This window comes from Shewanella sp. 4_MG-2023 (assembly GCF_030548015.1).
In the GTDB taxonomy this organism is placed as follows: Bacteria; Pseudomonadota; Gammaproteobacteria; order Enterobacterales; family Shewanellaceae; genus Shewanella.
This window is the reverse complement of sequence record NZ_JAUORL010000050.1, coordinates 1-15,929: the sequence shown is the minus strand read 5'-3', so window position 1 is coordinate 15,929 and position 15,929 is coordinate 1. Positions and strand designations below refer to the sequence as shown.

Genomic DNA, 15,929 nt, shown 5'->3' with positions numbered 1-15,929 from the left:
GGTTTACGTTTCGCTATCCGTGAAGGTGGCCGTACTGTTGGTGCTGGTGTTGTAGCTAAAGTTATCGCTTAATAGCGATTTTAGTTAACACATAAAAAAAGGAAGCTTCGGCTTCCTTTTTTGTTTTTATTATTTTTTGTAAGATTTGCTGATGATCTCTAGTGTCATCCTTGCGAACTGACTAGAATAAGAATACAATCTATGGCCGATTTTTGACCCTGAGCTGATGCTTTTCGTGGCTTAATTCGGAAGTACTGATTGATAATGGTACACTTTATCAATTTTAAGCTCAGGTCTCTTAGTGAGTAACGGAACCAACCGATGACAACAAATACTGAAAACCAGACTAATTCTCTGGATATTGTTAAGTGGGGCATAGCAGTTATATTGATTGCCGCCGCTGTTATTGGCAACCAAGCATTTGGCGAAGCCAGTGTTGTGGTACGCGCTTTAGGCGTAATTGTTGCCTTTGTTCTTGCAGGTTTTATTGCTCTGCAAACTGTGAAAGGTAAAGAAGCTTTATCTTTTGCTCGTGAAGCTCACATTGAAGTTCGTAAAGTGGTTTGGCCTACGCGTCAAGAAGCGCTAAACACTACATTCATTGTTCTTGCTGCAACAGCTGTCGTAGCCGTTATCCTTTGGGGTTTCGACTGGGTACTTTTGCGCGTTGTTAACCTAATTACTGGCGTATAGGCATTTACATGACTGAAGCAACAGAAGCTAAAAAAAGATGGTATGTGATCCAAGCATTCTCGGGCTATGAAGGCCGTGTATGTAAAACATTGCTTGAACACATAAAAATGCACAACATGGAAGATTACTTCGCTGAGGTATTAGTACCGACAGAAGAAGTGGTTGAAATGCGTGCAGGTCAGCGTCGCAAAAGCGAACGTAAATTCTTCCCTGGCTATGTATTAGTACAGATGGAAATGAATGACGAAAGCTGGCATTTAGTTAAAAGTATTCCACGTGTTATGGGCTTTATCGGTGGTACATCTGACCGTCCAGCGCCTATTTCAGACAAAGAAGCGGATGCCATTCTTCAGCGTTTACAAGACACAGTTGAGTCACCGACTCATCGCGTTATGTATGAACCTGGTGAAGTTGTTCGTGTTAACGATGGTCCATTTGCTGATTTTAATGGCACTATCGAAGAAGTTGATTACGACAAGAACCGCGTTAAGGTTTCAGTAATGATCTTCGGTCGCTCTACTCCTGTTGAACTTGATTTCGATCAAGTTGAAAAGAGCTGATTAAATTAACTACAAATAGTATTTGTTTGCGGGTGCGAATTTTTGTATAATTCGCACCCGTAATTTTCAAGGGGAGCATATTGGCATGTAGCCGATACGCGTTTGAACCCAAACTGAGGATATGTCGACATGGCAAAGAAAATTGAAGCTTATATTAAGCTACAAGTAGCAGCCGGTGCTGCAAACCCGTCTCCACCAGTTGGACCTGCTTTAGGTCAAAAAGGTGTGAACATCATGGAATTCTGTAAAGCATTCAACGCTCGTACTGAAAAGTTCGAAAAAGGCATGCCAATTCCTGTTGTTATCACTGTATACAACGACCGTTCTTTCACGTTCGAAACTAAGACTCCTCCAGCATCTTTCTTATTATTGAAAGCTGCAGGTCTTAAGTCTGGTTCTGGCCGTCCGAACACTGAGAAAGTTGGTACTATCAAGCGTAGCGCAGTTCAAGAAATTGCTGAATCAAAAGCTACTGATATGACTGGCGCTGATATTGAAGCGATGACTCGCTCAATTGAAGGTACTGCACGTTCAATGGGTTTGGTAGTAGAGGACTAATATAATGGCAAAGCTAACTAAGCGCATGCGCGTTATCCGTGAAAAATTAGACGGAACTAAGAACTACGACATCAATGAAGCTACTGCTTTATTAAAAGAATTAGCAACTGCTAAGTTCGTAGAAAGTGTTGACGTTGCTGTTAACCTAGGTATCGATCCTCGTAAATCAGATCAAAACGTTCGTGGCGCTACAGTATTACCACATGGTACTGGCCGTGAAGTTCGTGTTGCTGTGTTTACACAGGGCGCAAACGCTGAAGCAGCTAAAGAAGCTGGTGCAGAACTTGTTGGTATGGAAGATCTTGCTGCACAAGTTAAAGCTGGCGAAATGAACTTTGACGTTGTTATCGCATCTCCAGATGCAATGCGCGTTGTTGGTATGTTAGGTCAAATCTTAGGCCCACGTGGTTTAATGCCTAACCCTAAAACTGGTACAGTAACGCCTAACGTTGCTGATGCAGTTAAAAATGCCAAAGCTGGTCAAGTTCGTTACCGTAACGACAAGAACGGTATTATCCACACTACTATCGGTAAAGTGGATTTCACACCAGTTCAGCTTAAAGAAAACTTAGAATCGCTTGTAGCGGCACTGAAAAAGGCTAAGCCTGCAGTTGCTAAAGGCGTTTACTTGAAGAAAGTTACTATCTCTACCACTATGGGTGCAGGCGTAACTATCGATCAAGGTAGCTTAGACGAAGTTAAGTAATATACAAAGCGTGCGTATTAGTCTATAATGCGCGCACTTTGTGGGTTGAGGTCTATTTTCTACGTGTGTTACTAATTTATTAGTCCGCTTATTGAATAGATTTCCGTCCAAGACCGTAGGTGTAATCTAACCATTACTTAATTTCCTACGTAGACGGTGTCAGACCCCCCAGATAGATTTTGTTCTGCTGGAAAATCTGCACCGTAAGTCGTTAAACACTTTGTGTTTAACATGGTTAATTCTAGGGAATTCCCTAGGTAGAATCCAGGAGTAAAGCCAATGGCATTAAGACTCGAAGACAAAAAAGCGATTGTTGCTGAAGTCAACGAAGCAGCCAAAGGTGCTTTATCTGCAGTTGTTGCCGATTCACGCGGTGTAACTGTAGGTGATATGACCGGTTTGCGTAAAGCAGCTCGTGAAGCTGGTGTATTTATACGTGTAGTACGTAATACATTAGTTAAACGCGCTGTAGCTGGTACTGATTTTGAGTGCCTTAGCGACACGTTTACAGGTCCTACTTTAATTGCCTTTTCTAACGAGCACCCAGGTGCTGCAGCACGTCTATTAAAAGACTTCGCTGCTACGCAAGAAAAGTTTGAAATTAAAGCAGCAGCCTTTGAAGGGGAAGTAATCCCTGCAGCAGATATTGATCGTTTAGCGAAATTACCAACTTACGACGAAGCACTAGCTCAGTTAATGATGACTCTAAAAGAAGCATCTGCTGGCAAGTTTGTTCGTACCTTGGCCGCTCTTCGCGATCAAAAAGAAGCAGCTTAATATTTTATTAGCCGCTTAATTAAATTGAATTCAGTACAATAGGAATTTTTTGTTATGTCTATCACAAAAGACCAAATCTTAGAAGCTTTCGCAGAAATGTCTGTAATGGAAGTTGTTGAACTTATCGAAGCAATGGAAGAAAAATTCGGCGTTTCTGCTGCAGCTGCAGTAGTTTCTGGTGGTGGTGATGCTGCCGCTGCTGTTGAGCAAACAGAATTTGACGTTGTTATGACATCTTTCGGTGCTAACAAAGTTGCTGTTATTAAAGCACTTCGTGGCGCTACAGGTCTTGGCCTGAAAGAAGCTAAAGCGATGGCTGAATCTGCACCAGTTGCAGTTAAAGAAGCTATCTCTAAAGAAGAAGCTGAAGCACTTCAAGCAGACCTAGTTGCTGCTGGCGCTGAAGTAGAAGTTAAGTAAGTTATACTTTAACTTACCACCTCCCGAGTAATCGGGCGGAGGCTGGCGGTTTTTTAACCGTCGGCCTTTTTTGCGCTATATGCGCAGGCGATTTTTTATTCACCGTTTGTCGCCAGTTTTAGCAGTTCCTAGCAGAGATTACTGGTTAGGTTCTTGCCATTAACGGTGATGGGCAAACGTGCTGATTTAATCTTTTGTATTATTTCAGTCTTGGTCACATCTCGTAAGTAGAGGAAACCCATGGTTTACTCCTATTCTGAAAAGAAGCGTATTCGTAAAGACTTTGGCAAACGCCCAAAAGTTTTGGATATTCCGTACCTATTGTCTATTCAATTAGACTCTTTTAAGAAGTTCACCGATCAAGATCCTACGGGTGAACGTGGCTTCGAAGCCGCATTCCGTAGCGTTTTTCCCATCAAGAGCTTTTCTGGCAACTCTGAACTGCAATACGTCAGTTATAAGTTAGGCGAGCCAGTTTTTGATGTGAAAGAGTGTCAGATCCGCGGTGTTACATATTCAGCTCCATTACGCGTTAAATTGCGTATGGTGTTATATGACCGTGAAGCTGCACCAGGCACAGTTAAAGACATTAAAGAACAAGAAGTCTACATGGGTGATATCCCATTAATGACTGATAACGGTACTTTTGTTATCAATGGTACTGAGCGTGTTATCGTGTCTCAGTTACACCGCTCACCAGGTGTATTCTTTGATCATGACCGTGGTAAAACCCACTCTTCAGGTAAAGTGTTATATAACGCACGTATTATTCCTTACCGTGGTTCATGGCTTGACTTTGAATTTGATCCAAAAGATGCCTTATTTGTACGTATTGACCGTCGTCGTAAATTACCTGCGACTATCATGCTACGTGCACTTGAGTTTTCTACTCAAGAAATCTTAGACTTATTCTTTGAACGTACTCAGTTCAAAATTAAGAAAGATTCTCTTGTTATGGCACTTGTACCAGACCGTTTACGTGGTGAAACTGCAAGTTACGATATTAAAGATTCAGAAGGCAATGTTCTTGTTGAAACTGGTCGTCGTATTACTGCTCGTCACATTAAACAACTTGAAAAAACTGCCACTACAGAACTTGAAGTACCTGTAGATTACATTGTTGGTAAGTTTGCTGCTCAAGATTATATCGATCAAGATACTGGTGAAGTACTTGTTAGCGCAAATGCTGAAATCACCCTTGAAGACCTTGCTAAACTTTCTTTAGCAGGCATTAAAGAAGTTGATACTTTGTTTATCAACGATCTTGATCATGGTGCTTATATTTCTGACACATTACGTATCGATTCTACAACTAACCGCTTAGAAGCATTAGTTGAAATCTACCGCATGATGCGTCCAGGTGAGCCACCAACCAAAGATGCTGCTGAAAGCTTATTCCAGAACTTGTTCTTCAGTGAAGAACGTTATGACTTATCTAAAGTAGGTCGTATGAAGTTTAACCGTCGTCTTGAGATTGCTGAAGACGAAGGCGCTGGCGTATTGTCTAAAGAAGACATCGTACACGTTATGAAGAAAATCATCGAAATCCGTAATGGTGACGATGAAGTCGATGATATCGACCATCTTGGTAACCGTCGTATTCGTAGCGTTGGCGAAATGGCTGAAAACCAATTCCGTGTTGGTCTAGTTCGTGTTGAGCGTGCTGTTCGTGAACGTCTATCATTAGGCGACTTGAACGAGTTGATGCCACAAGATCTTATCAATGCGAAGCCTATTTCGGCAGCAGTGAAAGAATTCTTTGGTTCTTCACAGCTGTCTCAATTCATGGATCAAAACAACCCGCTTTCAGAAGTAACGCATAAGCGTCGTATTTCTGCTTTAGGCCCAGGTGGTTTGACTCGTGAACGTGCAGGCTTCGAAGTACGTGACGTACATCCGACTCACTATGGTCGTCTATGTCCGATTGAAACGCCAGAGGGACCAAACATTGGTCTAATTAACTCTTTAGCAAGTTTCGCACGTACTAACTCATACGGCTTCCTAGAAACGCCTTATCGTAAGGTTGTTGATAGTGTAATTACTGATGAAGTTGAATACTTGTCAGCAATTGAAGAAGGTCGTTATGTTATTGCACAGGCAAACATTGAAGTAGATGGTTCTAGCCGAATCATTGAAGAGCAAGTTGCTTGTCGTCATAAAGGTGAATCTACCTTTATGCGTGCTGCTGACATTCAATATATGGATGTATCACCACAACAGATTATTTCTGTTGCGGCATCACTAATTCCGTTCCTAGAACACGATGATGCTAACCGTGCATTGATGGGTGCGAACATGCAACGTCAAGCGGTTCCTACTTTACGTGCTGATAAGCCGTTAGTCGGTACAGGTATTGAGCGCACTTTAGCGGTCGATTCTGGTGTTGTTGTTGCTGCGAAACGTGGCGGTGTTGTTGATTACGTTGATGCTAGCCGTATCGTTATCAAAGTTAATGAAGCAGAGTTAACACCGGGTGAAGCTGGTATTGATATCTACAACTTAACTAAGTATACCCGTTCAAACCAAAACACCTGTATTAACCAACGTCCTTGTTGTTCTGTTGGTGATCCAATTGTACGTGGTGATGTATTAGCTGACGGTCCATCAACCGATTTAGGTGATTTGGCTCTTGGTCAAAACATGCGTATCGCGTTCATGCCGTGGAATGGTTATAACTTCGAAGATTCTATCTTAATTTCTGAGCGCGTAGCGCAAGAAGATCGTTTTACTACTATTCATATCCAAGAGCTTTCATGTATTGCTCGTGATACGAAACTAGGTAGCGAAGAAATCACAGCTGATATTCCAAACGTAGGTGAGTCTGCTTTATCTAAACTAGATGAATCAGGTATCGTTTACATTGGTGCTGAAGTTAAAGGCGGCGACATTCTAGTTGGTAAAGTGACACCTAAAGGTGAAACTCAGCTGACGCCAGAAGAGAAGCTATTGCGTGCAATTTTCGGTGAGAAAGCTTCAGATGTTAAGGACAGCTCTTTACGTGTACCTAACTCTGTTAAAGGCACCATCATCGACGTTCAAGTATTCACTCGTGACGGTATCGAGAAAGATAAACGTGCGCTTGAAATTGAAGAGATGCATGTTAGCCAAGCTCGCAAAGATTTAGGCGAAGAGTTCCAGATCCTTGAAGAAGGTGTGTTGAGCCGTGCGCGTAACTTATTACTATCTACCGGTTTCTCAGAAGCTAAATTAGCAGAGCTACCGCGTAAAGATGTATTAATTCAAGTTATCGATGACGAAGCTAAACAAACTGAACTTGAGCAATTAGCTGAGCAACATGAAGAGCTAAAAGCAGACTTCGATAAGAAGTTTGAAGTTAAGCGTCGTAAGATCACCCAAGGTGATGACTTAGCACCTGGTGTACTGAAAATTGTTAAGGTTTACCTAGCAGTTAAACGTACTATCCAACCTGGTGATAAGATGGCGGGTCGTCACGGTAACAAGGGTGTAATCTCTAAGATTTGTCCTATCGAAGACATGCCTTACGATGAAACTGGTGATCCAGTTGATATCGTACTTAACCCATTGGGCGTACCATCGCGTATGAACATTGGTCAGGTACTAGAAGTCCACTTAGGTGCTGCAGCTAAAGGTATCGGTAATCGTATTACTGCTATGCTTGAAGAGCAACGCGAACTGGCAGAGCTACGTAGCTACATTCAGCAGGTTTATGACTTAGGTGATGACGTTCTTCAGAAAGTCGACATCAGTACATTTAGCGACCATGAAGTAGTGCGCTTAGCTAAGAACCTGAGAGGCGGCATACCAATTGCTACGCCAGCTTTCGATGGTGCTAAAGAGAAAGAGATCAAGCAAATGCTTGAACTTGCAGGCTTACCTTCATCTGGCCAGTTAACATTATGTGACGGCCGTACCGGTAACGAATTTGAGCGTAAAGTAACTGTTGGTTACATGTACATGCTTAAATTGAACCATTTAGTTGATGACAAGATGCACGCCCGTTCAACCGGTTCGTACAGCTTAGTTACACAACAACCATTGGGCGGTAAAGCTCAATTCGGTGGTCAGCGTTTCGGTGAGATGGAAGTATGGGCACTAGAAGCATACGGTGCTGCATATACTCTTCAGGAAATGCTAACGGTTAAATCAGATGACGTTAACGGTCGTACTCAGATGTATAAAAACATCGTCGACGGTAACCATCAGATGCACCCAGGCATGCCTGAGTCTTTCAACGTATTGTTGAAGGAAATTCGTTCACTTGGTATTAATATCGAGTTGGATCAAGAGTAAGCATCGCTCTTAAGCAATGTTTGGTAACCAAGGATGCTTTGCAATAGCAAGGCATCTGGTTTAACTCCTTCAGGAGAGAAACGTGAAAGACTTATTAAAGTTTCTTAAACAGCAAAGCAAGACTGAAGAATTTAACGGAATCAAAATTGGTTTGGCTTCGCCAGATCTAATCCGTTCTTGGTCTTTTGGTGAAGTTAAAAAACCAGAAACCATTAACTACCGTACCTTTAAACCTGAACGTGAAGGTTTATTCTGTGCGCGTATTTTCGGTCCTGTGAAAGATTACGAATGTTTGTGTGGTAAATACAAGCGTTTGAAGCACCGTGGTGTTATTTGTGAGAAGTGTGGCGTTGAAGTTACACAGACTAAAGTGCGTCGTGAGCGCATGGGTCATATTGATCTTGCAAGCCCAGTTGCCCACATTTGGTTCTTGAAATCACTTCCGTCTCGTATCGGCTTAATGCTTGATATGACACTTCGTGACATCGAACGTGTACTTTACTTCGAATCATTTGTTGTGATCGAGCCTGGCATGACCAGTCTTGAACGTGGCCAAATGCTTACTGAAGAAACGTATCTTGATGCACTTGAAGAATACGGTGACGAGTTCGAAGCTAAAATGGGTGCTGAAGCAGTCTTAGACTTGCTACGTGCAATTGATTTAGAAGAACAGATCGAACAAATGCGTGAAGAGTTGCCTTCAATCAACTCTGAAACCCGTCGTAAAAAGGTCACTAAACGCCTTAAACTGATGGAAGCATTCTTCACTTCAGGTAACAAGCCTGAGTGGATGATCTTAAAAGTTCTACCGGTTCTACCACCTGATTTACGTCCTCTAGTACCACTAGATGGCGGACGTTTTGCTACGTCTGATTTGAACGACCTTTACCGTCGTGTAATCAACCGTAACAACCGTCTAAAACGTCTATTAGACTTAGCTGCGCCAGACATTATCGTACGTAACGAAAAGCGTATGTTACAAGAGTCTGTTGATGCGCTATTAGATAATGGTCGTCGTGGTCGTGCTATTACAGGTTCTAACAAGCGTCCGCTAAAATCTTTGGCCGATATGATCAAAGGTAAGCAAGGTCGTTTCCGTCAGAACTTACTTGGTAAGCGTGTTGACTACTCAGGCCGTTCGGTAATTACCGTAGGTCCTACTTTACGTCTGCACCAGTGTGGTCTTCCTAAGAAGATGGCACTTGAGCTATTCAAACCATTCATTTATGGCAAGCTAGAAGGTCGTGGTTTAGCTACTACGATTAAAGCTGCTAAGAAAATGGTTGAACGCGAACAGCCAGAAGTATGGGATGTTTTAGACGAAGTAATTCGTGAACATCCAGTTATGCTTAACCGTGCACCAACACTTCATAGACTTGGTATCCAGGCATTTGAGCCGGTACTAATTGAAGGTAAAGCTATTCAATTGCACCCATTAGTATGTGCGGCATATAACGCCGACTTCGATGGTGACCAAATGGCTGTGCACGTACCGTTAACGCTTGAAGCTCAATTAGAAGCTCGCTCGTTAATGATGTCGACAAACAACATCCTTTCTCCAGCAAATGGTGAGCCAGTAATCACGCCTTCTCAAGACGTGGTACTTGGTCTTTACTATACCAGCCGTGAATGTGTTAACGGCCGTGGTGAAGGTATGACATTTATGTCTGTTGATGAAGTTGAAAAAGCGTACGCAACAGGTGCTGCAGAATTGCATGCACGCGTTAAAGTACGTATTACAGAGACTTCAACTGACGACAATGGTGAAAAGACTCAAAGCCGTCGTATTGTAGATACTACAGTGGGCCGTGCATTGTTATCGCAGATCTTGCCTAAAGGCTTACCGTATGAACTGGTTAACCAGAACATGGGTAAAAAGCAAATCTCGAAACTATTGAACACTTGTTACCGTGCGCTAGGCCTAAAAGATACTGTTATCTTTGCTGACCAATTAATGTATACCGGTTTCCGTTATGCAACTATCTCTGGTGCCTCTGTTGGTATCAACGATATGGTTATCCCAGATGAGAAGTACACTTTAGTTGAAGAAGCTGAACGTGAAGTGCTTGAAATTCAAGAGCAGTTCCAATCAGGTCTGGTTACCGCTGGTGAGCGTTACAACAAAGTTATCGATATTTGGGCAAGTACCAACGATAAAATCTCTAAAGCGATGATGGACAACTTGAAGAAAGAAGTTGTTATCAATCGTGATGGCGAAGAAGAAGAGCAAGATTCGTTTAACAGCATCTATATGATGGCTGACTCGGGCGCTCGTGGTAGTGCTGCTCAGATCCGTCAGTTAGCGGGTATGCGTGGTCTGATGGCTAAGCCAGATGGCTCAATCATCGAAACCCCAATTACTGCGAACTTCCGTGAAGGTCTAAACGTACTTCAGTACTTCATCTCTACTCACGGTGCGCGTAAAGGTCTTGCCGATACCGCATTGAAAACAGCTAACTCGGGTTACCTAACTCGTCGTCTTGTTGACGTTGCACAAGATCTAGTTGTTATTGAAGATGATTGTGGCACTGAAGCTGGCTTAACCATGAAGCCGTTGATTGAAGGTGGTGATGTTAAAGAGCCTCTTCGTGAACGTGTTCTTGGTCGTGTTGTTGCTATTGACGTACTTGAGCCTGGTACTGAAAAAGTACTTGCTCCACGCAATACGCTACTTGACGAAGCATGGTGTGATCTTCTTGAAGAGCACAGCGTTGATGAAGTTATCGTACGTTCTGTAATTTCATGTGAAACAGACTTTGGTGTTTGTGCCGCATGTTACGGTCGTGACTTAGCTCGTGGTCATATCATTAACCACGGTGAAGCTATCGGTGTTGTTGCTGCTCAATCAATCGGTGAGCCAGGTACACAGCTTACGATGCGTACCTTCCACATTGGTGGTGCAGCATCTCGTGACTCTGCTGAAAACAATGTTCAAGTTAAGAACTCAGGTACACTGAAGCTTCATAATGCGAAATACGTTAAGAGCATCGACAACAAGTTAGTTATTGTTTCTCGTTCATCTGAACTTGCAATCATTGACGAACTTGGTCGTGAAAAAGAGCGTTACAGAGTACCTTACGGTACTGTTTTAGAAGTGTTGGAAGACAGTGAAGTGGCAGCAGGCGCAATTATTGCGAACTGGGATCCACATACTCACCCAATTATTTCTGAAGTAGCCGGTTCAGTTAAATTCGTAGACATGATTGAAGGCGTTACTATGACGCGTCAAACAGATGACCTAACTGGTCTGTCTTCGATTGTGGTACTTGACCCAAGTGCTCGTAGCACAGCTGGTAAAGAAATGCGTCCTGCTATCCGTCTAATCGACGCTGATGGCAACGATCTTATGATCCCGGGTACCGATGTACCTGCGCAGTATTTCTTACCTGGTAACGCGATTGTAGCGAAAGACGATAATGCACAAATTAACGTTGGTGATGCTTTAGCACGTATTCCTCAGGAATCGTCTAAAACTCGCGATATTACCGGTGGTCTACCACGTGTTGCTGACTTGTTCGAAGCTCGTAAACCAAAAGAGCCTGCTATCCTTGCTGAAATCTCGGGTACTATCTCATTCGGTAAAGAAACCAAAGGTAAAGTACGTCTAGTCATCAGCCCTGCTGATGGTAGTGATCATTATGAAGAAATGATCCCTAAATGGCGTAACCTGAACGTGTTCGAAGGTGAAAAAGTTGAACGTGGTGAAGTTATTGCTGACGGCCCAGAAGCTGCGCATGACATCCTACGTTTACGTGGCATCCATCATGTTGCTAACTATATTGTTGATGAAGTTCAAGACGTTTACCGCCTACAGGGCGTTAAAATCAATGATAAGCACATTGAGGTGATTATTCGCCAAATGCTACGTAAGTGCTTAATTACTGACGCTGGTGATACCGAATTCTTAGTCGGTGAACAAGCTGAAGTTGCCCGCGTTAAGATCGCTAACCGCGAACTTGAAGCACAAGGCAAAACACCTGCGAAGTTTGAGCGTGAATTATTAGGTATTACCAAAGCATCTTTGGCTACTGAATCATTCATCTCAGCTGCATCGTTCCAGGAAACAACTCGCGTACTAACCGAAGCTGCTGTTGGCGGTAAGAGCGATCCATTACGTGGTCTGAAAGAAAACGTAATTGTTGGTCGTCTAATCCCAGCTGGTACCGGTTATGCATATCACACAGCTCGTAATGAAGCTCGTGCGAATGTCAAATCGGACAATGCAGAAGCGCCAGTGATCACTGCAAGTGAAGCAGAGAAGAACTTAGCTGACTTACTTAACTTAGCCGGAAGTGCTGATTAAAGTAAATGGTATGTTAAAAAAGGCGCCTTTGGCGCCTTTTTTATTGGAAATTGCATGAAAAGTTGTCTATTTCTTGACAGTTGGCCATTACCTTTCTAAACTTTCGCGTCCCATCATAGTGGGATATAGATTTTTCACACAAAATTGTTGAGATATTTCAACTGAACGGAGCTATTCATGGCAACTGTAAACCAGTTGGTACGTAAGCCTCGCTCGCCAAAAGTCGAAAAGACTAACGTGCCAGCGTTGAATGCGTGTCCACAAAAACGTGGAGTTTGTACTCGTGTGTACACAACTACTCCTAAAAAACCTAACTCTGCACTACGTAAAGTAGCACGTGTTCGCTTAACTAACGGTTTCGAAGTTACTTCGTACATCGGTGGTGAAGGTCACAACTTGCAGGAACATAGTGTAATTCTAATCCGTGGTGGTCGTGTTAAAGATCTACCTGGTGTGCGTTACCACACTATTCGCGGTGCATTAGATTGTGCTGGCGTAAGTGCTCGTCGCAACGGCCGTTCTAAGTACGGTGCTAAGCGTCCTAAGTCGTAACTTGTCCGTTTAAGTAAGGCCAAGCTAGTTAAAAAAATTCCAGTTTTGGAAGTACCTGAAGCATACGGAGAATTGTTATGCCAAGACGTCGCGTTGTAGGACAACGTAAAATCCTACCAGATCCAAAGTTCAAAAGTGAGTTGTTGGCTAAGTTCATCAACGTCATTATGGTTGACGGTAAAAAGTCAACTGCTGAAAAAATTATCTACCAAGCATTAGATGTTGTCGCTGAAAAGAAAAGCGAAGAGCATTTAAGCATCCTTGAAGCTGCTCTTGATAATGTTCGTCCATCAGTCGAAGTTAAATCTCGTCGCGTTGGTGGTTCAACTTATCAAGTACCATGTGAAGTTCGTCCAGTGCGTCGTAACGCACTAGCGATGCGCTGGTTAGTTGAAGCTGCTCGCAAGCGTGGTGAAAAATCTATGGCTCTACGTCTAGCTGGTGAAATGCTAGACGCATCTGAAAACAAAGGTACTGCTGTTAAGAAGCGTGAAGACGTGCATCGCATGGCTGAAGCTAACAAAGCCTTTGCTCATTACCGTTGGTAATTTGATGGAGTGGGCGTTAGCCCACTCCATATTGTTGATATTTTCTAAAGCACTTTAGCTTTAGTTGAGAGGGTATAAATAGTGGCTCGTACAACCCCAATTGAGCGTTATCGTAATATCGGTATCGTTGCTCATGTGGATGCAGGTAAAACTACCACAACAGAACGTGTTCTGTTCTATACCGGTTTGTCTCATAAAATCGGTGAGGTGCATGACGGCGCCGCTACCACTGACTGGATGGTTCAAGAGCAAGAGCGTGGTATTACTATCACATCTGCTGCTGTAACCACATTCTGGCGTGGTATGGATGCTCAATTCACCGAACATCGTATTAATATCATCGATACCCCTGGTCATGTTGACTTTACTATTGAAGTAGAACGTTCGCTTCGAGTACTTGATGGTGCAGTTGTTGTCTTCTGCGGATCATCAGGTGTCGAGCCACAATCTGAAACTGTTTGGCGTCAAGCTGATAAGTATCAGGTACCGCGCATGGTATTCGTTAATAAAATGGATCGTGCAGGTGCTGACTTTGATAGTGTCATCGACCAAATCCGTAACCGCCTAGGTGCGACTTGTGTCCCTATTCAATTGAATATTGGCGCTGAGGAGAACTTTAAAGGGGTTATTGATTTAATTAAGATGAAAGCAATTAATTGGTCTGAAAAAGACCAAGGAACGACTTTTTCTTATGAAGAAATTCCTGCAGATCTTCTCGCTAAGGCAGAAGAAATGCATGAGTATCTCGTGGAAAGTGCTGCAGAGGCCTCTGATGAATTGATGGAAAAATACCTTGAAGAAGGTGAGCTATCAGAATTAGAGATCAAGCAAGCATTACGTCAGCGCACAATTAACAATGAAATAGTATTAGCAACTTGTGGTTCTGCATTTAAGAACAAAGGTGTTCAAGCTGTTTTAGATGGTGTGGTCGATTACTTACCGGCTCCTACTGAAGTCCCTGCAATTAAAGGGATTGACGAGAACGATAATGAAGTCGAACGTCCATCAGACGATAATGCCCCTTTTGCGGCATTAGCGTTTAAAATTGCGACTGATCCATTTGTTGGAACTTTAACCTTTATCCGTGTATATTCAGGCGTATTAGAGTCGGGTGCAGCGGTTTACAACTCTGTCAAAGAGAAACGTGAACGCGTCGGCCGAATCGTACAAATGCATGCAAATGACCGAACCGAGCTGAAAGAAGTTCGTGCTGGTGATATTGCCGCGGCAATTGGCTTAAAAGATGTGACAACAGGAGATACTCTTTGCGCAAATGATCACAAAGTGATTTTAGAACGCATGGAGTTTCCAGAACCTGTAATTACTATTGCCGTTGAGCCACGTTCGCAAGCAGACCAAGATAAAATGGCGATTGCGCTGCAAAAATTAGCAGCTGAAGACCCGTCTTTTAGAGTGGAAACTGATGCAGAATCAGCTCAAACATTGATTTCTGGCATGGGTGAATTACATTTAGACATTATCGTAGACAGAATGCGTCGCGAATTTAATGTAGATTGTAACGTAGGTAAACCTCAGGTTGCTTATCGTGAAACAATTCGCTCAGCAGTTGAAGTGGAAGGTAAGTTCGTACGTCAATCAGGCGGACGTGGTCAGTTTGGCCATGTGTGGTTGAAAGTTGAACCTTCTGAAGAAGGTCAAGGCTACGAATTTGTTAACGAAATCGTTGGTGGTGCAGTTCCTCGTGAATTCATCCCATCCGTTGACAAAGGTATTCAAGAGCAAATGAATAACGGCGTATTAGCTGGTTATCCAATGCTTGATGTGAAAGTGACTTTATTTGACGGCTCATATCATGATGTCGACTCAAATGAGATGGCTTTCAAAATTGCTGGTTCAATGGGCTTCAAAAAGGGTGCGCTTGAAGCAACCCCTGTGTTACTAGAACCCACAATGAAAGTGGAAATAACCACACCTGAAAATAACATGGGCGATGTAGTGGGTGATTTGAACCGACGTCGCGGTATTATTGAAGGTATGGATGATGGTCTGGGTGGTGTTAAAATTATCCACGCTGTTGTACCGCTTTCTGAAATGTTTGGTTATGCTACTGACTTGCGAAGTGCAACTCAGGGTCGTGCTTCATACTCTATGGAGTTCTTAAAGTACGACGATGCACCATCAAATATTGCAAAGGCAATTATTGAATCACGTACTTAAATTTTTAAGTACTTAATTAACTGTTATATAGCTCGTTGTCGAGCACTTCTGAAAAGAAAGGAATATATCGTGGCTAAAGAAAAATTTGAACGTAGTAAACCACACGTAAACGTGGGTACAATTGGTCACGTCGACCATGGTAAAACTACTCTTACAGCAGCTATCTCAGCTGTATTGTCAAAAGTATATGGTGGTGAAGTTAAAGATTTCGCACAAATCGATAACGCTCCAGAAGAGCGTGAGCGCGGTATTACAATTAATACTTCTCACATCGAATATGACACACCATCTCGTCACTACGCACACGTAGATTGTCCTGGTCACGCCGATTATGTTAAAAACATGATTACTGGTGCTGCACA

13 protein-coding genes are annotated in these 15,929 nt (G+C 42.9%); all 13 read left to right on the top strand.

Features of this window, described 5'->3' with window-relative positions; translation table 11 throughout:
• A partial coding sequence (locus Q4546_RS18365) for a hypothetical protein (RefSeq protein ID WP_131818057.1) occupies positions 1–72 on the top strand: 72 nt, incomplete at its 5' end.
• A 249-nt stretch (positions 73–321) separates the two neighbouring features.
• Positions 322–693 carry a preprotein translocase subunit SecE gene (gene secE, locus Q4546_RS18360; RefSeq protein ID WP_102439681.1) on the top strand — a complete coding sequence of 124 codons (372 nt, stop codon included), beginning with the start codon at positions 322–324 and terminating at the stop codon, positions 691–693.
• An 8-nt stretch (positions 694–701) separates the two neighbouring features.
• On the top strand, positions 702–1,253 hold the full coding sequence (gene nusG / locus Q4546_RS18355; protein WP_076543266.1) for a transcription termination/antitermination protein NusG: 552 nt from the start codon (positions 702–704) through the stop codon (positions 1,251–1,253).
• Positions 1,254–1,382: 129 nt separating this feature from the next.
• Complete coding sequence (gene rplK, locus Q4546_RS18350; RefSeq protein WP_076543265.1) at positions 1,383–1,811, top strand: 50S ribosomal protein L11; 429 nt, start codon at positions 1,383–1,385, stop codon at positions 1,809–1,811.
• A gap of 4 nt (positions 1,812–1,815) precedes the next feature.
• The gene (rplA, locus tag Q4546_RS18345; protein ID WP_102439680.1) at positions 1,816–2,517 is read left to right on the top strand and encodes a 50S ribosomal protein L1; all 702 of its coding nucleotides are present in this window, start codon (positions 1,816–1,818) and stop codon (positions 2,515–2,517) included.
• Positions 2,518–2,796: 279 nt separating this feature from the next.
• Positions 2,797–3,294, top strand: coding sequence for a 50S ribosomal protein L10 (rplJ, locus tag Q4546_RS18340; RefSeq protein WP_076543263.1), 498 nt, complete (start codon positions 2,797–2,799; stop codon positions 3,292–3,294).
• A 54-nt stretch (positions 3,295–3,348) separates the two neighbouring features.
• A complete protein-coding gene (rplL, locus tag Q4546_RS18335) occupies positions 3,349–3,714 on the top strand; it encodes a 50S ribosomal protein L7/L12 (protein WP_076543262.1) in 366 nt (121 codons plus the stop codon).
• A 240-nt stretch (positions 3,715–3,954) separates the two neighbouring features.
• Positions 3,955–7,986, top strand: a complete 4,032-nt coding sequence (gene rpoB / locus Q4546_RS18330; RefSeq protein WP_102439679.1) for a DNA-directed RNA polymerase subunit beta — start codon at positions 3,955–3,957, stop codon at positions 7,984–7,986.
• Positions 7,987–8,068: 82 nt separating this feature from the next.
• On the top strand, positions 8,069–12,289 hold the full coding sequence (rpoC, locus tag Q4546_RS18325; protein WP_102476544.1) for a DNA-directed RNA polymerase subunit beta': 4,221 nt from the start codon (positions 8,069–8,071) through the stop codon (positions 12,287–12,289).
• A gap of 177 nt (positions 12,290–12,466) precedes the next feature.
• Positions 12,467–12,841 carry a 30S ribosomal protein S12 gene (gene rpsL / locus Q4546_RS18320; protein WP_076543259.1) on the top strand — a complete coding sequence of 125 codons (375 nt, stop codon included), beginning with the start codon at positions 12,467–12,469 and terminating at the stop codon, positions 12,839–12,841.
• 77 nt (positions 12,842–12,918) lie between these two features.
• Positions 12,919–13,389, top strand: a complete 471-nt coding sequence (gene rpsG, locus Q4546_RS18315) for a 30S ribosomal protein S7 (protein WP_076543258.1) — start codon at positions 12,919–12,921, stop codon at positions 13,387–13,389.
• 81 nt (positions 13,390–13,470) lie between these two features.
• Positions 13,471–15,567: an elongation factor G gene (fusA, locus tag Q4546_RS18310; protein ID WP_102439677.1), complete on the top strand. Its 2,097-nt coding sequence runs from the start codon at positions 13,471–13,473 to the stop codon at positions 15,565–15,567.
• Positions 15,568–15,636: 69 nt separating this feature from the next.
• Positions 15,637–15,929: GTP-binding protein (locus Q4546_RS18305; RefSeq protein WP_303414822.1), on the top strand; the 293-nt coding region annotated here is incomplete at its 3' end.